The 22571-nt window shown below is 65.3% G+C and carries 14 protein-coding genes; 6 read left to right on the forward strand and 8 right to left on the reverse strand.

Annotated elements, in window-relative coordinates; all coding sequences use genetic code 11:
- Window positions 1–8: 8 nt before the first annotated feature.
- Genes O0882_RS16660 through O0882_RS16680 form a run of 5 tightly spaced genes read right to left on the reverse strand, consistent with a single transcriptional unit; the run spans window position 9 to window position 8148 of the window.
- Window positions 9–2678, reverse strand: a complete 2670-nt coding sequence (locus O0882_RS16660; protein WP_289949701.1) for a nitrate reductase — start codon at window positions 2676–2678, stop codon at window positions 9–11.
- A 22-nt stretch (window positions 2679–2700) separates the two neighbouring features.
- Window positions 2701–3927, reverse strand: a complete 1227-nt coding sequence (locus O0882_RS16665; RefSeq protein ID WP_289949703.1) for an FAD-dependent oxidoreductase — start codon at window positions 3925–3927, stop codon at window positions 2701–2703.
- The gene (nirD, locus tag O0882_RS16670) at window positions 3924–4286 is read right to left on the reverse strand and encodes a nitrite reductase small subunit NirD (protein ID WP_289949705.1); all 363 of its coding nucleotides are present in this window, start codon (window positions 4284–4286) and stop codon (window positions 3924–3926) included. Before nirD ends, O0882_RS16665 begins: the two co-directional genes overlap by 4 nt.
- 3 nt (window positions 4287–4289) lie before the next feature.
- The gene (gene nirB, locus O0882_RS16675) at window positions 4290–6842 is read right to left on the reverse strand and encodes a nitrite reductase large subunit NirB (protein WP_289949707.1); all 2553 of its coding nucleotides are present in this window, start codon (window positions 6840–6842) and stop codon (window positions 4290–4292) included.
- A gap of 10 nt (window positions 6843–6852) precedes the next feature.
- A complete protein-coding gene (locus tag O0882_RS16680; protein WP_289949709.1) occupies window positions 6853–8148 on the reverse strand; it encodes an MFS transporter in 1296 nt (431 codons plus the stop codon).
- 335 nt (window positions 8149–8483) lie between these two features.
- Here O0882_RS16680 and O0882_RS16685 point away from each other — a divergent pair, with 335 nt between their 5' ends.
- The 3 genes from O0882_RS16685 (at window position 8484) to O0882_RS16695 (ending at window position 13114) form a co-directional block, all read left to right on the forward strand.
- The gene (locus O0882_RS16685) at window positions 8484–10199 is read left to right on the forward strand and encodes a CehA/McbA family metallohydrolase (protein WP_289949712.1); all 1716 of its coding nucleotides are present in this window, start codon (window positions 8484–8486) and stop codon (window positions 10197–10199) included.
- Window positions 10196–10765: a hypothetical protein gene (locus tag O0882_RS16690; RefSeq protein ID WP_289949713.1), complete on the forward strand. Its 570-nt coding sequence runs from the start codon at window positions 10196–10198 to the stop codon at window positions 10763–10765. The genes O0882_RS16685 and O0882_RS16690 overlap by 4 nt, the downstream gene beginning before the upstream one ends.
- 243 nt (window positions 10766–11008) lie before the next feature.
- Window positions 11009–13114 (forward strand): prolyl oligopeptidase family serine peptidase, encoded by a 2106-nt coding sequence (locus O0882_RS16695; RefSeq protein ID WP_289949716.1) that lies wholly within the window; start codon window positions 11009–11011, stop codon window positions 13112–13114.
- A 60-nt stretch (window positions 13115–13174) separates the two neighbouring features.
- Here O0882_RS16695 and O0882_RS16700 read toward each other — a convergent pair whose 3' ends face one another.
- Entirely contained in the window at window positions 13175–13798 is a 624-nt protein-coding gene (locus tag O0882_RS16700) for a glutathione S-transferase family protein (RefSeq protein ID WP_100873597.1), read from the reverse strand.
- Window positions 13799–14053: 255 nt separating this feature from the next.
- Between O0882_RS16700 and O0882_RS16705 the strand changes: the two genes are divergently transcribed.
- On the forward strand, window positions 14054–16747 hold the full coding sequence (locus O0882_RS16705) for a M1 family metallopeptidase (protein ID WP_289949720.1): 2694 nt from the start codon (window positions 14054–14056) through the stop codon (window positions 16745–16747).
- 539 nt (window positions 16748–17286) lie between these two features.
- Window positions 17287–18036, forward strand: a complete 750-nt coding sequence (locus O0882_RS16710; RefSeq protein ID WP_289949722.1) for a YceI family protein — start codon at window positions 17287–17289, stop codon at window positions 18034–18036.
- Here O0882_RS16710 and O0882_RS16715 read toward each other — a convergent pair.
- Entirely contained in the window at window positions 17999–18628 is a 630-nt protein-coding gene (locus tag O0882_RS16715) for a LysE family translocator (RefSeq protein ID WP_289949860.1), read from the reverse strand. The two genes, O0882_RS16710 and O0882_RS16715, sit on opposite strands and share 38 nt — an antisense overlap.
- Before the next feature lie 155 nt (window positions 18629–18783).
- On the opposite strand from O0882_RS16715, the gene O0882_RS16720 reads away from it, so the two are divergent.
- Window positions 18784–21675, forward strand: coding sequence for a hybrid sensor histidine kinase/response regulator (locus O0882_RS16720; RefSeq protein WP_289949724.1), 2892 nt, complete (start codon window positions 18784–18786; stop codon window positions 21673–21675).
- On the opposite strand, the gene O0882_RS16725 is transcribed toward O0882_RS16720, so the two are convergent.
- The gene (locus O0882_RS16725) at window positions 21660–22571 is read right to left on the reverse strand and encodes an alpha/beta hydrolase (RefSeq protein ID WP_289949726.1); all 912 of its coding nucleotides are present in this window, start codon (window positions 22569–22571) and stop codon (window positions 21660–21662) included. The genes O0882_RS16720 and O0882_RS16725 overlap by 16 nt on opposite strands.

Here is a 22571-nt window from a genome sequence, read left to right on the forward strand (position 1 = left end):
ACAGATTTTCAGGCCGCGCTGCGCGCCTCAAGCAGCAACTGTCGTATCTCGGGCACGCAGGAGCCGCAATTGCCGCCCGCCTTGACGCAGGCAGTCACCTGCGCCGTCGTCGTCAGTTTTTGCTCCTGGATGGCGGCGCAAATGGTGTTGCGCCCGACGCCAAAGCACGAGCACACGGTGGGCCCGGCGTCGACGCCCTTGCCGATGGGCTGGCCCAGCAGCACGCCGGCGCGGTCCGCCGCCTCCATTTGCGCGTGTGCAAACAGGCCCGCCAGCCAGCTGCGCGACGGCAGGTCGGGACGCGGCGAGACGTACACGCATTGCGCGATGCGCCCTTCATCCAGGTGCACGGCGCGGTACACGCCGGCGCTGGCGTCGGCATAATCGAGCCAGTCGGCCTTGTCGTCCGTGACGCCGAGCAGCGCGCGCGCCCAGGCGCCGAGATCCTCGATGCGCTGGCGGCCGGCCAGCTCGTAGCGCAGGAATTGCTCGCCCTGGATGCGCGTCCAGTGCGCCACGCCGTCCAGGTTCAAGGGCGTGCGGCTCAGCACAAACGCATGCCAGTGCACGCGGAACTGCTCGATGCGCACGGGCGTATGCTTGAATTCAGGCTCGCCCGAGACGGGATCGACGACCGGGTTGACGACGGCGCCCACGCGCGCGTCGGAGGCATTCGCATCGCTCCAGTGGATCGGCACGAAGACCTGGCCGCGCGCGATCCCGCCGCCATGCACGACCCGCGCCACCATCGCGCCCCAGGCGCTGGAAATGCGCGCCAGCTCGCCTTCGCGCACGCTGTACAGCAGCGCATCCTGCGGGTGGAGGTCGATGAAGGCCTCGGCGACGTGACCGGATAATTTCGGCGCCTTGCCCGTGCGCGTCATCGTATGCCACTGGTCGCGCACCCGGCCCGTGTTGAGGATCAGCGGATACTCTTCGTCGGGCGCATTGCGCGGCGCGCGCGGCGGCGTGGGCACGAAACGCGCGCGCCCGTCCGCATGGGCGAAGCGGCCGTCGCCGAACAAGCGCGCCCTGCCCTGCGGCCACTGCTGCGGCGCCAGCGCGTCGTATTGCGCCGCATCCAGCTTGTCCAGGCCCGCCAGATTGAACAGGCGCGCCTGCTCGCCCACATTGCGGAAGGTGGACAGGCGCGCGTGTTCGTCGAAGATAGCCTGCGGCGAGGTGAAATCGAAGCCCGCATAGCCCATGCGCGTGGCCACCTCGCACAGCACGTCCCAGTCGGCGCGCGCCTCGCCGGGCGCCGGCAAGAAGGCGCGCTGGCGCGAGATGCGCCGCTCGGAATTGGTCACCGTACCATCTTTCTCACCCCAACCCAGCGCTGGCAGCAACACGTCGGCATGCGTATTCGTGTCCGATTCGGCGCTGATGTCCGACACCACCACCAGTTCGCACTTGGCCAGCGCGCGGCGCACCTGGTCCGCATCCGGCATGCTGACCAGGGGATTGGTGGCGATGATCCACACGGCTTTCACCTTGCCCGCTTCGATGGCGTGGAACAGTTCCACCGCCTTCAAGCCAGGCTTGCTGGCGATGCGGGGAGCATCCCAGAACGTTTGCACCGTGTCGCGGTGCAGCGGATTATCCAGTTCCAGGTGCGCCGCCAGCATATTGGCCAGCCCCCCCACTTCGCGTCCGCCCATGGCGTTCGGCTGGCCCGTCAGCGAAAACGGCCCCATGCCGGGCTGGCCGATGCGCCCCGTCGCCAGGTGGCAGTTGATGATGCTGTTGACCTTGTCCGTACCGGAGGACGACTGGTTCACGCCCTGCGAAAACGCCGTGACGACCTTGCGCGTGGCGGCAAACGCCTGGTAAAACGCCAGCAAGGCAAGAGGGTCGACCTTGCAGATTTTCGCTACCTGCAGCGGATCGCTGCAATCCACGTGCGCGGCCGCCAGCGCCGCATCCAGTCCGGAACTGTGCCGCGTGACGAACGCATCGTCGATCGCGCCTTCCCTCGCCAGATAACACAATAAGCCGTTGAACAGCCACACGTCGGTGCCCGGCTTCACGGGCAAATGGACATCGGCCAGCTCGCAGGTGGCCGTGCGGCGCGGGTCGATCACCACCAGTTTCATGTGTGGCCGGCTTTCCTTGATGCGGGCGATGCGCTGAAACAGGATCGGATGGCACCAGGCCGTGTTCGAGCCCACCAGCACCACCATGTCGGCCAGTTCCAGGTCTTCATAGCAGCCCGGCACGATATCCTCGCCGAACGCGCGCTTGTGTCCCGCCACGGCCGACGACATGCACAGGCGCGAATTGGTGTCGATATTCGCGCTGCCCACATAGCCCTTCATGAACTTGTTGGCCACATAATAATCTTCCGTCAGCAGCTGGCCCGAGACATACAGGGCCACGGCGTCGGGGCCGTGTGCATCGATGATGGCGCGCAAGCCGCCGGCCACTTTATCCAGCGCCACGTCCCATGAAGCCGGCTGCAACGCACCATCGACGCGCACTTGCGGCTGCAGCAAACGGTTGTCCAGATCCAGGGTGTCGCCCAGCGCCGAGCCTTTCACGCACAGGCGCCCCAGATTGGCGGGGTGCGCGGCATCGCCGGCGATGCGGATGGCGCCGTCGGGCAGGCGTGTCGCTTCCACGCCGCAGCCGACGCCGCAGTACGGGCAAGTGGTTTTTACGGGCGTGCAGCTTGTCATGGGCGTATCCTGTTGGTCGCTGTCAGGCGGCCTGGCCGCACAGGGCCTGGCCAAACAATAAATGGGAGCGCAGCGCGCTGATGTCGCGGCGCTGCTGGATCAGGTCGAAATACCAGGGACCGTCCTGCACCTCGCCATACAGTACGGCGCCCACCAGGCGGCTACCCTGCACCACCAGGCGCTTGTAGACACCGCGGCGCGGATCGCGCAGCACCAGGTCTTCGCTGCCTTCGCCGCCGATGATGTCGCCGGCCGAATACAGATCGATGCCCGTCACTTTCAATTTGGTGGCGCTGGCCTGCTGCACGTAGCGCCGGTGTCCCGCGCCGGCCAGGTGCGCGCCGCACACGCGCGCCTGCTCCCAGATGGGCGCGACCAGGCCGAAGGTGGCGCGGCGGTGCTGCACGCATTCGCCCACCGCGTACACGCGCGGGTCATAGCTTTGCAGGCAGTCATCGACGACGATGGCCCGCTCGCAGTGCAGGCCGGCCGCTTGCGCCAGCGCGATGTTGGGGCGCACGCCGGCCGTCATCACCACCAGGTCGGCCGGGATCGACGTACCGTCGGCAAAGCGAACGCCCTGCACCCGGTCGGTGCCAAGAATTTCCGCCGTTTGCGCCTGCATCAAAAACCGCAGGCCGCGCGCTTCCAGTGCCGTTTTCAGCAGCATCGATGCGGGTGCGTCGAGCTGCTGGTTCATCAGGGCGCCGCTCATGTGCACCACCGTCACATCCATGCCCTGGCGCTGCAAGCCGTTGGCCGCTTCCAGCCCCAGCAAGCCGCCACCGATGACCACCGCGTGGCGGTGCGTGCGCGCCGCCTGCAGCATGGTGTCGACGTCGCTGATGTCGCGAAAACCGATCACGCCGGGCAGCGCGTGGCCCGGCACGGGCACGATGAACGGCGTCGAGCCGGTGGCCAGCAGCAAGCGGTCGTAGGCTACCGTGACGCCGGACCGCGCCTCCACCTTTCGCGCCTGGCGGTCGATGCGCACCACGGGGTCGCCCGCGTGCAGGGTGATGCCGTTTTGCGCATACCAGTGGCGCGTGTGCAGCATGATGTCGTCCACCGTCTTTTCGCCGGCCAGCACGGGAGACAGCAAAATGCGGTTGTAATTGCCGTGCGGTTCGGCGCCGAAGACGGTGATGTCGTACAGGTCGGGGGCCAGTTTCAGCAACTCCTCGACCGTGCGCATGCCGGCCATGCCGTTGCCGACCACGACTAAAGACGGCCGCGCGGCGGTGTTCACAGCGCCACCCACACCATGCCGCCGAACACGCGTGCCGGCCAGGCGGCGACCGAATGCTCGGGCGCTTCCAGGCACTCGCCGCTGGCCAGGTCGAAATGCTGCTTGTAGATGGGCGAGGCGACGACGACGCGCTCGCCGATGCTGCCCACCAGGCCCCGCGAGAGCACGGAAGCGCCCGCGTTCGGGTCGACATTGTCGATGGCGTACACGCGCGGCGCGGCATCGCCGACGCGGAACACGGCCACGTGGCGTCCATTCAGCAGCGCGCACACGCCCGTGTCGGGCACGATGTCAGTCAGGGGGCAGACGGCCATCCAGTTGTCGGCGGTGGCGCCGGTCAGTTCATTCATCGCATTCATGGCTCAAGCCTCCACGGCAAGGATGGGGATCACGGTGCTGCGGCGCTCGTCAAGCGTGGCGGGCCGGATCTGGCCCCGCTCTTCCACGAATACCACATTTTCATCGTTTTTCTCGCTGTTGACGAAATGGCGGAAACGCTGGCGCACGGCGGGGTTGGAGATGGCTTCCTTCCACTCGCAGGCATAGGTGTCGACCACGTGCTGCATGTCCGCTTCCAGCTCGTGGGCGATGCCCAGGCTGTCGTCGATGATGACGCGCTTGAGGTAATCGAGGCCCCCTTCCAGATTGTCGCGCCACACGCTGGTGCGCTGCAGGCGGTCGGCCGTGCGCACGTAAAACATCAGGAAGCGGTCGACATAGCGCACCAGGGTGGCTTCATCGAGATCCGATGCAATCAGTTCCGCATGGCGCGGCTTCATGCCGCCATTGCCGCATACGTACAGATTCCAGCCTTTTTCCGTGGCGATCAGGCCGATATCCTTGCCCTGCGCCTCGGCGCACTCGCGCGTGCAGCCGGACACGCCGAACTTGATCTTGTGCGGCGTGCGCAAGCCCTTGTAGCGGTTTTCCAGCTGGATCGCAAAACCCACGCTGTCGGCCACGCCGTAGCGGCACCAGGTGGAGCCCACGCAGGATTTCACCGTGCGCAAGGATTTGCCGTAGGCGTGGCCCGATTCGAAGCCGGCCGCGATCAGTTCTTCCCAGATGGCCGGCAACTGGTCGACGCGCGCGCCGAACAGGTCGACCCGCTGGCCGCCCGTGATCTTGGTGTACAGGCCGTATTTTTTCGCCACCATGCCTACGGCGATCAAGCCGTCGGCCGTCACCTCGCCGCCCGGCATGCGTGGCACGACGGAGTAGGTGCCATCCTTCTGGATATTGCCGAGAAAATAATCGTTGCTGTCCTGCAGGCTGGCATGCACGGGCGACAGGACAAAATCGTTCCAGCACGAGGCCAGGATATTTGCCGCCACGGGCTTGCACACGTCGCAACCAAGACCCTGGCCATGCGCGGACAGCAGCGCGCCGAAGCTGCGGATCTTGCCAACGCGGACCAGGTGGTGCAATTCCTGGCGCGAGTACGCAAAATGCTCGCACACGTGGTTATTGACGGCCAGGCCCTGCTTCTGCATTTCCGCCTTCATGATCTGCGTCACCAGCGGCACGCAGCCGCCGCAGGCCGTGCCGGCTTTCGTGCAGGATTTTAATGCGCCGATGGTGGTGGCGCCATCGGCCACGGCCGCGCACAGCGCGCCTTTCGACACGTCGTTACACGAGCAGATTTGCGCCGACTCGGGCAAGGCATCCACGCCCAGGCCGACTTTTTGCTGGCCGTCGGCCTGCGGCAGGATCAGGAATTCGGGGGATGCCGGCAGCTCGATTTTATTCAACATCATTTGCAAGAGCGTGCCGTATTCGCTGGCGTCGCCCACCATCACGCCGCCCAGCAGATATTTGCCGCAATCGGAGACGACGATCTTCTTGTAGATCTGCTTGCGCTCGTCCATGAACTGGTAGGAGCGGCTGCCCGGCGCATTGCCGTGCGGGTCGCCCAGGCTGGCCACGTCCACGCCCATCAGTTTAAGCTTGGTGCTCATGTCGGCGCCCTTGAACGACGCTTCGCCCTCCTCTTCCAGCACATGGCGCGCCACGATGCGCGCCATTTCATAGCCAGGCGCCACCAGGCCGAACACCAGGCCGCCCCACAGCGCGCATTCGCCGATCGCATAAATATCGGGGTCGGAAGTGACGCAGCGGTCATCGATGGCGATACCGCCGCGCGGACCCACGTCCAGGCCGCAAGCGCGCGCCAGTTCGTCGCGCGGACGGATGCCGGCCGAGAAGACGATCATGTCCGCTTCCAGGTGGCTGCCGTCGGCGAACTGCATGCGGTGCGTGGCCGCTACACCGTCGACGATGGCCAGCGTGTTCTTTTGCGTGTGCACGGTCACGCCCAGTTCCTCGATCTTGCGCCGCAGGACGCGCGCGCCGCCTTCATCGACCTGCACGGCCATCAGGCGCGGGGCGAATTCCACCACATGGGTGTCGAGCTTCAAATCGCGCAAGGCCTTCGCGCATTCGAGGCCCAACAAGCCGCCGCCGATCACCACCCCCGTCTTTGATTTTCCGCCCCAGGCCAGCATGGCTTCCAGGTCTTCGATGGTGCGGTAGACGAAGCAGCCATCGCGCTCCTTGCCCGGCAGCGGCGGCACGAACGGCGTCGAGCCCGTGGCGAACACCAGCTTGTCGTAGGCTAGCACTTCGCCCGTGCTGGCCGTGACGGTTTTCGCCACGCGGTCGATGGACACGGCCCGCGCATTCAGTTTCAGCACGACGTTGCCCTTGTCGAAGAAGCCGGGCGCCACCAGGGACAGGTCCTCGGCCGATTTGCCGTTGAAAAATTCGGACAGGTGCACCCTGTCATAGGCGGGGCGCGGCTCTTCGCACAAGACCGTCACGGACAAGTGCGGCGCGTTTTCCAGCGCCAGGCGTTCGAGGAATTTGTGCCCGACCATGCCATGGCCGAGGACGACGATCTTCAGGGGGTGGTTCATTGCTGTCTCCTCAGGCCGCAGCCATGTTCGGTTCGGCCGCCAGCCCCGTAAAACGGGCGGCGATGGCGCACAGGGCCGAGACGACCACCAGTGCGCTGAGGATGATCAGGGTCTGGCGGATGTCGCCCGTGCCCTTCATCAGGAAACCGGCCGCCACGGCGCCCACGTTGCCGCCGGCGCCGATGATGCCGGCCACGCCACCGAGCGCCTTGCTGTCGATGAAGGGCACCAGCGCATACGTGGCGCCGCAAGCCATGTGGGTGAACAGGCCGAAGACCAGCATGGCGATGACGGCGTACGTGACGCTGTCGACTTTGGCAAACCACAGCAAGCCCACGCCTTCGCCTATCATCAGCATGAACAGCAGGGTCACGCGGCTGTTCAGATTGCCGCGCAGGGCCAATTTATCCGACATCCAGCCACCGAGGGCGCGGGCAAACAGGGCCAGCAAGCCGAAGCTGCCGGCTGCCAGGCCCGCCGATTTCAGCGACAGGCCGAAATGGTCGACGTAATACACGGCGGCGATGTTGTGGATGAAAATCTCGATGCCGAAGCAGGCGCCGTAGGTGACGAACAGCAGCCACACGCGATAGTTGGAACTGGCTGCCTTGAAGCTGGCCCAGCCACCCTTTTTTCCTCCTTCGATGGCCACGCCGGCGGCGCGCAAGTCCGAGTAATTACCTTCAGGGCAATCCTGCGTATAGCGCCAGTACAGCACTGCCATCACCAGCATCAGCACGCCCGGCACCAGCAGGGCGATGCGCCAGCCCAGCGATTCGGACACGCCCAGCATCAGCACGGCACCGAGCAGCAGCGGCATCAGCGCCTGCGCCGCGCCGCCGCCCGCATTGCCCCAGCCGGCGGCGGCCGCATTCGCCGTGCCGACGACGCGGGGCGCGAACATCACCGAGGTGTGATATTGCGTGATGACAAAGCTGGCACCGACGGCGCCGATGCCCAGGCGGAAGAACAGAAAGCTTTCATAGCTTTGCGAGGCAGCCACGCCCAGCACGGGAATGGCGCCCAGCAGCAGCAAGCCCGTGTACGTCTTGCGGGGGCCGTAGCGGTCGCACAAGGGTCCGACGATCAGGCGCACGAGGATGGTGATGGCGACGGCCGCGATATTGATATTCGCCACTTGCGCCAGGGAAAGGCCGAACTCGCCCTTGATGACGGGCATCAGCGGCGCGCAGGCGAACCAGGCGAAGAAACACACGAAAAATGCCATCCACGTCAGGTGGAATGCCCGCATGGGCGGCGTGGCGAGGGAGAAGAGCGCGATGCGCGTTGCTTTTTGGCTGGCCATGATAGGTTCCCGAAGTATCCCGAAAATAACAAAAATGCAAACAAAAACGGCGCCCGCCCCCGCCGATGAAAAAAATCAGCCAGAGCGGACGCCGTTGTCCAGGTGGTCCGTCGTTGGACCGTTGTGCGTTTATTCAGGGGATCGCCGTTGATCCGTATCTGTTGTGTAGCAAGCGCCGTGCCAGCTTTCCCAGGGGCGCGCGGCACCATGCGCACCGGCTTTGCGCCAGATCATGGCACCTGGCGGTGCAGGCACGCCTCTTCTTGGTGCGAAAAGGAACTCAAACGTGGCAATGTTTGTCTAATTACCATGAAGCTCATGAAGCGGAGGCCGGCATGGTCGGGCAACTGCGGCAAGTGCAGCCATGGCGCGGCGTGGCGCGTGCGCTGGCGTGCGCCTGTGTGGGTACGTTGTTGATCGCCTGGAGTAACAGTGCTGCGGCGCAAGATGGCTCCCCCGAGCCCCGTGAACATAGCGAACTCGATGCCACCGTCGTTGCGCCCTTCCGCGCCGCAGCCGCTGCGCGGACAACGCAGGCGCGTACATTTATTGTGCGCCTCAGTTATCCGGACGAAGGCCGCGCGCACGCCGTGCGCTGGACCTTGACCTTGTCCGGCCCCGGCCCGCAAGGGGCCGTGCTGCGGCGCTGGTCAGGCACGCAGCAAGTGGCAGCCGGTGGCCGGAGCGTCACCGTATCCTGGGATGGCCGCGCCGACGCCGATGCGCGCGAACGGCGCATGCTGGCGCCCGATGGCTTGTACCAGTTGCGCCTGCTGGCCGTGGCCGATGCCAGCACACCGCAGGAGGCGCAAGTGGAGCAGCAATGGCAAATCCAGGTGCGACGGGGCGCCAGCACGGCACTCAGGGTGCCCGCCTTCCAGGCGGGCCTGCGACACCTGTCCAGCCTGAGTGACCAGGTGGACTACCGCATCGTCTACGCCAATCTGCACAGCCAGACGCGCCACAGCGACGGCGGCGCGGCACTGGACGCCTGCCATGGCGCGCAGGAGCCGCAAACGGCGCCGTTCGGCCCCATCGATGCCTATAAGTATGCACAGGATCACGGTCTGGACGCCTTGCTGACATCCGAGCACAACCATATGTATGACGGCTCGGACGGCACCAACGCCGCCGCCGTGCCGGCAGAAGCCAAGGCCCTGTACCAGACGGGACTGGCCGAAGCGGCCGCCTACACGGCTGCCCACCCGGGATTCCTGGCCCTGTACGGCATGGAATGGGGCGTCATCAACAAGGGCGGCCATTTAAATATCTTCAATAGCGAGCAGTTGCTGGGCTGGGAAAGGAATGCCAGCGGAGAATTGCTGGCCGACATGGAAACGCCGAAAAGCGACTACGCCGCCCTGTATGCGCTGATGCGCGAACGGGGCTGGCTCGGCCAGTTCAACCACCCTGCGTATGCGGGCCAGTTTCTCGTCAACGGCCAGCCGCTGGGCTACACACAAGATGGCGACACGGCCATGGTGCTGTGCGAAGTGATGAACACGTCCGCCTTTTCCACCAACGACGAGGAAACGGAGACACGGCGCAGCAATTACGAGGCGGCCTGCAACCGGGCCCTGGCGGCCGGCTACCACGTGGCCTTCAGCAGCAACCAGGACAACCACTGCGCCAACTGGGGCGCGTCGTATGGCAACCGCACGGCCGTGCTGGTGGCCAACCCGGCCGCCGGCATGCCCGTTTCCCGCGACAGCGTCCTCGACGCGCTGCGCGCGCGCCGCGTCTTTGCCACCATGGACAAGCACGCACAGCTGCTGTTCACGGCGAATGACAGGCTGATGGGCGAGCGCTTCGACAACCACGGCCCGCTGCACCTGGCCACCCATTTCAGCAACAGCGCGGGGCGGCAAGCGGCGGCCATCGCCATCTTGCACGGTGTGCCGGGCGGTAACGGTTCCGTCACGCAGGTATCGGATCAGGCCGAGCTCACCCTCACGCCCGCGCCCGGCCCCCATTTCTATTACGCGCGCCTGACGCAGGATGACGGCAACATCGTCTGGTCGGCGCCCGTGTGGGTCAATCAGTTGCCGTGAACGTCGCGGGTCAGGGTACGGCAACAGCCACCGAATCCATTATTTTTTCGCAGGCGTCGTGTTGTTATACTCACGCAATAAAACTGCTGAGTCCTGATTTTACTTTCATGCATTCCATTAAATTCATTCTGGCATTCATCGCGCTCCTCGTGCCACTCGTGGGCTGCCATGAAAAAGCGGAAAAATACCAGGGACTGGCCGAGCGCGCAGTCATCAGCCCAGCGACTGTCAATGGTACGGCATGCGAAAACCATGGCACGGTATCTTATTCCTATGTGATCAATGGGAAAAGATATTACGGCTGGACTTCTAATGCGGAATTATCGCTTTCCTCGTGTTCAGATATCAGACCTGGCCATGCTTTTTCCATTTATTACGACCCTCTGCATCCATCGGTCAATTCGATCAAGGAACCATGGGAAGAATATGAACGGAGACGAGGCTACTATATCCCAGGATGGCTGATATATTTCCTGCCGCTTTTTATTCCCTTTTTCGTACTCGGCATTGAAGTACTGAAAGACAAACAAAACGACACGGGCGCACCTACGCATAGCGATCACTAAACAAGCGTGTGCCCTCTGACTTCCACAACATCCGCCGGGCAACAGCACGGACTGGCGCCCCCTGAAGAGCCAACACGCCGCAGATTCTACGGCCTCGCCCTTTTCCAGCAAACAATATTGGAAAAGTAACTATTTTTTTAAGTAGCCGTCCATAGACACTGGTTCCCCACTGCAATCCATGGCACCATGGCTGCGCCGTTTTGCCTGCAACGCGGCCTCCATCGGACCAACCAGGAACCTTACATGTCGTCATATCGTATCTTTGCCAGCAGCATGCTGCTCGGCCTGGCCGCAGCGGGCATCGCCCACGCACAAGCCCCCGCCCCTGCCGCCGCCAACACCGATCCCCACTTGTGGCTGGAAGAAGTCCTCGGCGACAAGCCGCTGGCCTGGGTCAAGCAGCACAATGCCATCACCACCAAAGAATTGGAAGCCCGGCCCGGCTTCCCGGCCCTGCAGGCGCGCCTGAAAACCATCCTCAATTCCAAGGAACGCATTCCCTACGTCAGCAAGGAAGGCGAGTATTACTACAATTTCTGGCGCGACGCCCAGCATGTGCGCGGCATCTGGCGCCGTACCACCCTGGCGCAGTACCAGCTGGCCGAACCGGCCTGGGAAACCGTGATCGACCTCGACCAGCTGGCCGCCGGCGAGCATGAAAACTGGGTCTGGGGCGGTGCCTCCTGCCTGTATCCGAAGGGCGAACGCTGCCTCATTTCCCTGTCGCGCGGCGGCGGCGACGCCAAGGTGGTGCGCGAATACGACGTGGCCAAACGTGCCTTTGTCGACGGCGGTTTTACCCTGCCGGAAGCGAAGGGCAGCGCCAGCTGGATCGACGCCGATACCCTGTTCGTGTCCACCGATTTCGGCCCCGGCTCGATGACCAGCTCGGGCTACCCGCGCATCATCAAAGAGTGGCAGCGCGGCACGCCGCTGGCGCAGGCACACACGCTGTATGAAGCCAAGGCCGACGACCTGAGCGCCGGCGCCTACAAGGACTTCACGCCCGGCTACGAACACCAATTCATCGAGCGGCAGATCGATTTCTACAGCGGCGAAATGTTCCTGCGCGACGGCGCCGACTTGAAGAAAGTGCCGAAGCCGGACGACGCCACGGCCTTCACCGTGCGCGACCAATTGATCATCACCCTGCGCTCGGACTGGAAAGTGAACGGCAAGACCTACCTGCAAGGTTCGCTGCTGGCGACAGACTTCAAGGGCTTCATGCAGGGCAAACAGGCGCTGGAAGTGCTGTACGCGCCCACGGCCACGTCGTCGCTGGACAATGTCACGCCGACCAAGTCAGCCATCCTCGTGACGACTCTGGACAAGGTCAAGAACCGTCTGACGGAACTGCGCCACGTGAACGGCAAGTGGCAGCGCCGCGCCGTCGACGCGCCGAAGCTGGGCACCCTGGCCGTCAGCGCGCTCGACCCCGTCGACTCGGACCAGTACTTCCTGACGGTGACGGACTTCCTCAACCCGACCACCTTGTACCTGGCCACGGCACAGAGCGACAAACGCACGAAAATCAAGTCGCTGCCCGCCTACTACAACGCGACGCCGTACAAGGTGGAGCAATTCGAATCGACGTCGAAGGATGGCACCAAGGTGCCGTATTTCGCCATCATGGGAAAGAAGACGAAGTTCGACGGCCGCAACCCCACCGTGCTGTATGGCTACGGCGGCTTTGAAGTGTCGCTGAAGCCAAGCTACAGCGGCACCACGGGCGTGGCGTGGCTGGAAAAAGGCGGCGTGTACGTGCTGGCAAATATCCGCGGCGGCGGCGAATTCGGCCCCCGCTGGCACCAGGCGGCCTTGAAGGAAAACCGCCAGCGCGCATACGACGACTTCATCTCCGTGGCGCAAGACCTGATCAAGCGCAAGGTCACCAGTCCGCGCCACCTGGGCATCATGGGCGGCAGCAATGGCGGCCTGCTGACGGGCGCCGTGCTGGTGCAGCGTCCCGACCTGTTCAACGCCGTCGTCAGCCAGGTGCCGCTGCTCGACATGCGCCGCTATAACAAGATGCTGGCGGGCGCCTCGTGGATGGGAGAGTACGGCGACCCGGACGTGCCGGAACAATGGGCCTACATCAGCAAGTACTCGCCGTACCAGAACGTCTTCAAGGACAAAAAGTATCCGCGCGTGCTGTTTACCACCTCGACGCGCGACGACCGGGTTCACCCCGGCCATGCGCGCAAGATGGTGGCGAAGATGGAAGAGCAAGGCCACGACGTGCTGTACTGGGAAAAGACGGAAGGCGGCCATGCGGGCGCCGCCAACAACGACCAGCAGGCGCTGATGTGGGCACTGACCTACACCTTCCTGCACGAGCAGCTGAAGTAAGTGGTGATGTCGGATTACGCGCTCACGCGCCAATCCGACCTACCCGGCTTTTTCGGGAGCTTACTTCGCTTGCGCGCTGGGGCGCTCGGCGATGCGGTCGCGGTAGGCTTGCAGGTTCTGTAACCCTTCCGCGCCCGGCCGGTACTTCATCAGCCCACGCGCAAATTCCAGCGCGCAGAAGGCCGTGATGTCGGCAATCGTAAAGCGCTCGCCGGCGATGTAGGGCTGGCCGGCCAGCACCTGGTCCAGCCACTGCGCCGTTTCGCGCAGCTTGCCCGCCTGCGCCGTGGCGAAGTCGGGAAACTGCGGGTTTTCCAGCGCCACCAGGGCCGGATGGCCATGGCGCACCCAGTTGGCGGCGGCGCTGAACAGGTGCAGTTCCACGCGGCGGTCGGCCATTTCAATGAAGGCGCGCTCCTCGAATCCTTCGCCCATCAGGTTCGGCTGCGGCTGCAGTCCTTCCAGGTAGGTGCAGATGGCGCGCGTCTCGGTCAGCACGCGCCCGTCCGCCAGCTCCAGCACGGGCACGCGGCCCAGCGGGTTTTTCGCCAGGAAGGCGGGATCGCGGTGCTGGCCCGCCATCAGGTCGAGCGCCACTTCCTCGATGCCGGTGATGCCTTTCTCGGCGATGAACATGGTGACGCGGCGCGGATTGGGCGTGCGGGGGCTGATAGTCAGTTTCATGTGCGTGGGTCTCGTCTCGTTATGGTGGTGGCCAATCAGCTGCGGGACTGGCCTGTGGCAGTACAGTCAGGCGTCCATCATACCAGCGCACGGCAGGCGTGCGCCGCCCCTGGCGCGTTGACTTTGCCCCCGTTTCGCCTTAGATTGCTGTACGGGAACGCTGGCCACCAGTTCCAGCGATGTCCCCCAAACCGTCATCAACGCCCGCAGCCTATCCGGCTGGCGGGCGTTTTATCCATGAACCAAGGGCATACCATGCATCGCACACCGACTCCGCGCTTCCGGCGCAGCCAACTGGCCGCCGCCGTCCTGGCACTGGCTTCCATCACCGCAGCCCATGCGAGCCACGCCGCTCCCGCCGCCAGGTACGTCTCGGCCAGCCATGCGCCCAGCACCACCACGCAGCTGCCGCGCGGCGTCACGCCCTTGCACTATATAGTCTCGATCACGCCAGACGCCGCCGCCTCCACCTTCAAGGGCGAAGCCGCCATCAAGGTGGCCGTCGACAGGCCAACGGCCAGCATCACCTTCAATGCCTTGAACCTGGCATTTGCCGCCGCCGCCATCGAAGGCCAGGGCGGCAGCAAGCAGGTGACGCGCAAGATCGAGTTCGATGCGGACAAGCAGACGGCCACCGTGCACTTTGCCGAGCCACTGGCCAAGGGCGAGTACCTGTTGCGCATCGATTACAGCGGCAAGATCGGCACGCAGGCCACGGGCCTGTTCTCGCTCGACTACGACACGCCGCAAGGGCGCCAGCGCGCGCTGTACACGCAGTTCGAAAATTCCGATGCGCGCAGCATGCTGCCATCGTGGGATGAGCCGGACTACAAGGCCACCTTCGATCTCAGTGTGGTCGTGCCGAGCAGCCAGATGGCCGTCAGCAACATGCCGATTGCCCGCAGCGAGGAGATGGGCTATGGCATGAAGCACGTGTACTTCGCCACCACGCCGCGCATGTCGACGTATCTGCTGTTCTTCGGCCTGGGCGACTTCGAGCGCGCCACGGCCATGAGCGACGGTACGGAAATAGGCGTCATCACCAAGAAAGGCGCGCTGGCGCAAAGCCGCTTCGCGCTCGACGAGTCAGCCGCCCTGCTGCGCGAATACAACGATTATTTCGGCGTGCGCTACCCACTGCCCAAGCTCGACAACATCGCCGCGCCGGGCCGCAGCCAGTTCTTCGGCGCCATGGAGAACTGGGGTGCCGTCTTCACGTTCGAATACGGCCTGCTGCTCGACCCGGCCATTTCGACCCAGTCGGACAAGGAAAACATCTATACCACCCTGTCGCATGAAATGGCGCACCAGTGGTTCGGCGACCTGGTCACCATGCGCTGGTGGGACGACCTGTGGCTCAACGAGGGTTTTGCGTCGTGGATGGAAAGCCGCACCACGGAGCGTCTGCACCCCGAATGGAACACGGCCCTGTCCAACGTGGGCGGGCGCGAATCGGCCATGAGCCAGGATGCGCTGCGCACCACGCATCCGGTGGTGCAGCGCATCGCCACCGTGGAGCAAGCCAGCCAGGCCTTCGACGGCATCACCTATCAAAAAGGCGAAGCGGTGATCCGCATGCTCGAAGCGTACGTGGGCGCCGATACCTGGCGCACGGCCGTGCGCAGCTACATGCGCAAGCATGCGTATGGCAATACGGTGTCGGACGACCTGTGGCGCGAAGTCGATGCGGCCGCGGGCAAGCCCGTCAGCGCCATCGCCCATGATTTCACCCTGCAGCCGGGCGTACCGATGATCACGGTGGGCGACGCCGTATGCAGGAAGGGCAGCACGCGCGTGACCTTGACGCAGACGGAGTTCAGCAAGGACCAGCCGGAGAAGAAACCGTTGTCATGGAAAGTGCCGGTAATCGCTTCGACGGTCGGCAACGGCAAGCTGGCCACGGTGCTGGTCAGGAATGGCAAGGCCACCCTGAACGTGCCCGGTTGCGGCGCCCTGCTGGTGAACGCGGGCCAGAGCGGCTACTACCGCACCCTGTACGCGCCAGCCGGCACGCGCGCGCTGGCGGGCAGCTTCGCGCGCCTGGCGCCGATCGATCAACTGGGCTTGCTGTCGGACAGCCAGTCGCTGGGCATGGCGGGCTTGCAAGACCCGGCCGGCTTCCTGGAACTGATCAAAGCCACGCCGCTGTCGGCCGACCCGCAGGTGCTGGGCAAGGTAGCCGCCTCGCTCAACAGCCTGTACGAACAATACGCCGGCGACCCCGCGCGCCAGCAGGCCTTTGGCCGCTTCGCCATGGCGCGCCTGGCGCCCATGATGGCGCAAACGGGCTGGGAAGCGCGCGCGGGCGAAGCATCGAGCGTGGCGACCCTGCGCGGACAACTGATCGCCATTCTGGGCGACATGGGCGAACCGGGCGTGCTGGCCGAGGCGCGCCGCCGCTATGCGGCCAGCGAACAGGATCCTGCCGCCATGCCAGCGCCGCTGCGCCGCACCATCCTGGGCGTCGTGGCCCAGCATGCGGACGCCGCCACCTGGGAGCAGTTGCACGCCAGGGCGCAGCAGGAAAAGACGCCGCTGGTGAAAAACCAGCTGTACGACCTGCTGGCGTCGAGCGATGATCCAGCCCTGGCGCAGCGCGCGCTGGCGCTGGCGCTGACGGATGAACCGGGCGTGACCAACAGCCCGGCCATGATCTCGCGCGTGTCGCGCACGCATCCGGAACTGGCCTTCGACTTCGCGCTGGCGCACCTGGAGCAAGTCAATGCGCGCATCGACGCCAGTTCGCGCAGCCGCTACTTCCCGCGCCTGGCCGCCGGCTCGGCGCAGCCGGAGATGATCGCCAAGCTGGAAGCGTATGCGCAGGCCAACCTGCCGGCCGGCGCGCGTGGCGACGCCGACAGTTCCGTGGCCGGCATCAAGTACCGCATCAAGGTGCGCACCGAGCGCCTGCCGGCGGTCGATGCGTGGCTGGCCAAGCAAACGGGCTAAGTGGAATTCCCGGCGCCGCGGCGCCGGGAAGCGATGAGCACCGATGAAAACGCAGGCAAAAAAAACCGGCTTCGCAGATTGCGGTAGCCGGTTGAAACGCTGTTTCAGAGCGCAGGGATAAACTGGGGAAAACAAGAAAGCGGAAATCGTGCCGGTCATTGAGGTGTCCGGCAACCCTGCGCTCGGGGTTTCCGTGCGCCATGTATCCACTATGCCAGCCCTTCGTTGACTCAGGCTTAGGACTTCATTAAATCCCCGCACTATCCCTGCATTTACCCTGCCCCCACCCTGCAATCATTACTATAAAACAAGTTTCACGTGTCTGGTGCCGATGCTTGAGCTCACCGGCTAAGCTGTTGAGTCATGCCTGCATCCTATCGCTCCCGGAACGTAGTGATGTGCGCAACGCATGCTGTGTGCCAACAAAAGCATCATAGCAGCGCCATATGACCGCCTTATGACGTAGCGCTAACATCGCACGCGCGCCGCCGCGCCGATCGCGTACTATTCCCCCATCGTCCCTGCCTTCTTCTCTGCCCATGCCCAGCCAGAACCACCGCCTGCCGTCCGCCATCCGCACCACGTTCCTGCTCGCCTGCGCCGTGCTGGCGGCCTGCACGCCCTTGCCGCCCGCTCCCGTCCAGGCGCCGGCTGTCCCTGCCGCCCTATCCGCCACATCCGCGCCCGCGTGGCAACAGCCGGGCATGCGCATCCTGCATATCGTCCCGCAGGAATCCCTGCTGACCATCACCGTGCGGCGCGGCGGCGCGCTGGCCCGCCTGGGACATGACCACGTGATCGCCAGCCGCACCTTGCAGGGCGTGGTGGCGCCCGCGCCGGGACGCGCGCAATTCCAGTTCCGACTCGACCAGATGACGGTGGATGAAGAGGGCTTGCGCCAGGCGGCCGGGCTGACGACGACGCCGTCGGCCGACGCCATCGCCGGCACGCGCCACAATATGCTGGTGCGCGTGCTGGACGCCGAGCGTTATCCGTGGGTCAGCATCGAGGCGCGCCGCACCGGGGACAAAGAGGTGTTTGAGGCCGATATCACCCTGCATGGCGTGACGCGCACGGTGCAGCTGCCAGTGCGGATCGAGCAAGCGGCCGATGGACGACGCCTGCAGGCCAGCGGCAGCCTGCTGCTGAAACAGAGCGACTTCGGCATCGTGCCGTTCGCCATCCTGGGCGGCGCCATGGCCGTGCAGGACCAGATGGAACTGGCGTTTCGCATTACCGCCCGGCAAAAACTCAGCGCGCCAGGATCAGGCGCAAGCCCAGGCCGATAAAGATGGTGCCGGCCACGCGGTCCAGCCACAGGCCGGCGCGCGGGCGGCGGTTGAGCCACAGGCCGACGGCGCCGGAAAAATAGCCGAGCAGGCCGAACAGCACGCAAGCCTGCGCCGTAAAGACCAGGCCCAGCTGCGCCGTTTGCCAGCTGGCATTGCCCTGGCCCGCGACGATGAACTGCGGCAAGAACGACAGAAAAAACAGCACGACTTTCGGATTGATACTGTTGGCAAACAGTCCTTTGCCGAACAGGCGCAGCAAGGACTCGTCGGGCAAGGCGCCCGCGCCATCGACTCTGGCGCCGCCACGGCTGCGCAAGGCGCCGATACCCAGCCACACCAGATACAGGCCGCCAGCCACTTTCAGCGCCGTAAATGCCGTGGGCGAGGCGGCCAGCAGGGCCGACACGCCGATGGTCGCCAGCAGCGTGTGCGTGAGGCAGCCAAGGGCGCAGCCCAGGCCGAATACCATGCCCTGGCGGCGCCCGCGCGACATGCCCACGCCCAGCACCATCAGGTTGTCGGGGCCGGGGCTGGCGGTGATCAAAACGGCGGCGGCCAGGAAGGCCAGGAACTGGTCGGGACTGAGCATGGTGAACTCGCGGGCAAAAGGCGTCATGATACCGGAGGGCGCGCCATGCCGGCAGGACATGAGTACCCGTGCGCCACCAAGAGTCGATTAAAATGGCTACTCAACAACAAACGGCGTTGCCGCCAGTTCCCGCGCGACCATCACCACACTCATCGATGCCTATCCACCCGCCCCTCTTCCGCCACCGCGCTTCCCGCTCCCGCGTCAGCGTCTGGCTATGCGGCTGGCCGCTCCTGTTCGGCCTGCTGTTCGGTCTGCTGGGCCTGGCAAGCACGGCGCGGGCGGCCCCCTTGTCCCTGAGCAATCAAGGCATTGCGCACCTGGGCAGCGGCGGGCAACTGTTTTTCGCCGGAAATGACACCGCGCCTGCCGATGCGGCCGCCCTGCCCGCCTGGCTGACGCGCCAGCGCCCGGCCGAACGGGTCGACCTGTTCGGCGGCGCCTATTGGCTGCATGCGCAGGTGCGCAACGACAGCAGCGTCGCGGCCTGGGTCATCGACCCGAACGACACCCTGATCGACCTGGTCGACCTGCACGTGTATGGCCCCGCACCGCATGCGGCGCCGCTCACCTTGCTGACGGGCTACCAGCGCCCGCACGAGTATTTGCTGCACTATGGCAGGAACGTACAGCTGGCGCCGGGCGCCACGTATGACATCCTGATCCGCTTTTCCAGCCCCTACTACGCGCGCGCGCCCCAGTTCGGCGTGAGGACGCAGCAGGACTACCGCAATCTGGTGGGCAAGGAAAACTTCCTGATGGTGGCGTCCATCGGCGCCCTGCTGGCGCTGGGCCTGTTCAATTTCTTCATTTTTTCCATCACCCTGGACAAAGCCTCGGCGTATTACGCGCTGTACGTGCTGACGTATGGCCTGGCCTGGGCCATGACTTTCCACGTCTTTGCCGACCTGTTCGACTGGCACCAGCTGCAGCTGCATTACGTGCCGTTCTTCCTGCTGCCCGTCTTCAGCACCCTGTTCTACATGCATTTCCTGCGCCTGCGCGACTACTCGCCCCTGCTGTACCACCTCAGCAAGGTCAACCTGGTGCTGCCCCTGCTGCTCTTGCCCAGCTGTTTCTTCGCCCTGTCGTATGCGCACACCCTGGCCACCATCGTCATCAGCATCTGGATGCTGCTGGCGCTGATCTGCGGCATCGTCGTCTGGTGCCGCGGCTACCAGCCGGCGCGCTTCTTCGTGCTGGCCTTCGTCGCCCTGATGCTGCCCGGCTTCCTGATCCTGCCGGCCAACCTGGGCCTGATGCCGGCCATGGTGGCCAACGCCCAGCTGGTGACCCTGCTCGGTGGCACGCTCGACGGCTTGCTGCTGGCCTTTGCCCTGGCCGACCAGATCCGCCTGCTGCGCAACAACCTGGAACAGCGCGTGCAGGAACGCACCCTGGCGCTGACCCTCAGCAACGACGCCCTGCTGAAGGCCAAGGAGCACGCGGAAGTGGTCAGCCGCCACCGCATCGATTTTCTGTCCGCCATGAGCCACGACATCCGCACGCCGCTGGCCGGCGTGATCGGCATGCTGAAGTTCGCCCTGCGCGACCAGTCCGTCAAAGGCCGCACGCAGGAATACCTGCGCATCGGCCTGCACAATGGCGTCTCGCTGCTGACCATTCTCAACGACATCCTCGATTTCTCGAAGATCGACGCGGGCAAGCTGACCCTGGAAACGGTGGACTTCGACCTGCTGGCGCTGATCGGCGACGCGGCCGGCATCGTGCAGGGCCAGGCCGACGCCAAGAGCCTGCTGCTGCGCCGCGAACTGGCGCTGGACCTGCCGCGCTACGTGCGCGCCGATCCCACGCGCCTGCGGCAAATTCTCATCAACCTGCTGGGGAACGCACTGAAATTCACGGCCAATGGCGAAGTACTGCTGGAAGTGCGGCGCGCCCGCACGCCACCGCGCCGCGATGGCCGCAGCGAGATCGACTTCATCATCAGCGACACGGGCCCCGGCATCGACGCGGACACCTTGCCGCGTTTGTTCCAGAAATTCGAGCAGGCCGACCATTCCACCACGCGCCGCTACGGCGGCACGGGACTGGGCCTGGCCATCTGCAAGGAACTGGTCGAACTGATGCAAGGCAGCATCGGCGTGGAAAGCCGGGTCGGCATCGGCTCGCGCTTCCATTTCACCTTGCCGCTGCATGACGGCAGCGCGCCGGCGGCCGACGCGCGCCGGCCCACGCATCAGGCGCGCCATGCCTGCCGCCTGCGCATCCTGTGCGCCGAAGACGTGCGCACCAACCAGATCATCATCGGCACCCTGCTCGAAAGCATGGGCCATGAGGTGACCATCGTGGAAAATGGCGAACAGGCGCTGCGCGCGCTGGGCACGGGCGCCTACGACTGCGTGCTGATGGATGGCCGCATGCCGCTGATGGATGGCGAACAGGCCGCGCGCCTGATCCGCGACGGCGGCAACGCGCAATTCCCCATTCCCGACGCGCACATCCCCATCCTCGCGCTGACGGCCAACGCCAGCGAACATGACCGGCAACGCTACCTGGCCTGCGGCATGGACGACTTCCTCAGCAAACCCGTCGACGAAGCGCTGCTGTTCCAGAAAATCGACGCCATCATCGACCTGCTGCTGGCGCGCGGCCATGCGCTGCCGCCGGCCGTGCCGGTCGACGACGACACGCTGGCGCGCCAGTTCGGCCTGGACGACGCCGACGACGAGCCATCCGCGCCGGCCGATCCCATGACGGCGCCCGTGCACATCCTGCCGCTGGCAGGCTTGTCGCCGCAGCACTTGCAGCGCATCGCGCAAGCGTTCCTGATGGAAGCGCCACGGCGCCTGGACCTGGCTTGCCACGCCGTGCGCGATGGCAACGCCAGCGCGGCCGCTGCCGCCTTCCACGCCTTGAAGGGCAGCGCCGGCTACCTGAGCCGCCCCACCCTGCACGGCCTGTGCCACCAGATGGAAACCCTGGCCTCGAACGGCCAGCTCGACAATGTGGGGCCATTGCTGCCACAGTTGCAGGCGGCGCTGGACGTGGCGCGGCGCGACCTGGAAGCTCAGCCCGGCGCTTGAGGCAGCCAGCCATGCGATTGCAGCCACGCCAGCAGCAATTGCGGCCAGGCGGCCGGCTCGCTGCCCGGCTTGCCCAGGCCCCAGCCATGGCCGCCGCTCTGGAACTGGTGCAGCTCGACGGGCACGCCCGCGCGGCGCAGGGCCGCGGCCATCCATAGACTGTTCTCGGGCGGCGCAATCGGGTCGTCGAGCGCCTGCGCGATGAAAGTGGGCGGCGTGCCCGCATCGACGTGCAGTTCCACCGACAGCGCGTCGCGCGCCGCCTGCGTGGGGTGGCTTCCCAGCAACTGCTTCTTCGCATGCGTCGTGTCGAATGGCGGCTGCATGGTCAGCACGGGGTATAGCAACACGGCAAAGTCGGGCCGCGCCGATACGCCATCGATCGCATCGACGGGCGCATACAGGGCCGCGTCGGGCTGCACGGCCGTCATGCCGGCCAGGTGCGCGCCGGCGGAAAACCCCAGCATGCCGATGCGCGCCGGGTCGATGCGCCACTCGGCGGCGCGCGCGCGGATCACGCGCATGGCCCGCTGGCCATCCTGGAAGGGCGCGGCCACCCCGCCGCCCTCCTGCGGCAAGCGGTACACGAGTTCAAACGCCGTGACGCCCTGCGCCTGCAGCCAGCTGGCGGCCGGGCCGCTTTCCTTGCCCGCCTCGATATGCGCATAACCGCCGCCGCTGACCAGCAGGATGGCCATGCCATTCGGCTGCGCCGGACGGTGCACGATCAAATACGGTTGTTCGACCTGCGTGATGGAACCCTTGGCGCTGTCGCGCTGCGGGCCCGGCGCCGCGCCGCCGGGCGGCGCGCCCGGCCACAGCAGAAGCGCGCCGGCCGGCGCGGCAGCCGCGTGCAGGTGGAGCAGGACAAGACACAGCAGCATCGGGCGCAGCAT

It is taken from the genome of Janthinobacterium sp. SUN073 (genome assembly GCF_030397665.1).
Classification (GTDB): domain Bacteria; phylum Pseudomonadota; class Gammaproteobacteria; order Burkholderiales; family Burkholderiaceae_D; genus Janthinobacterium.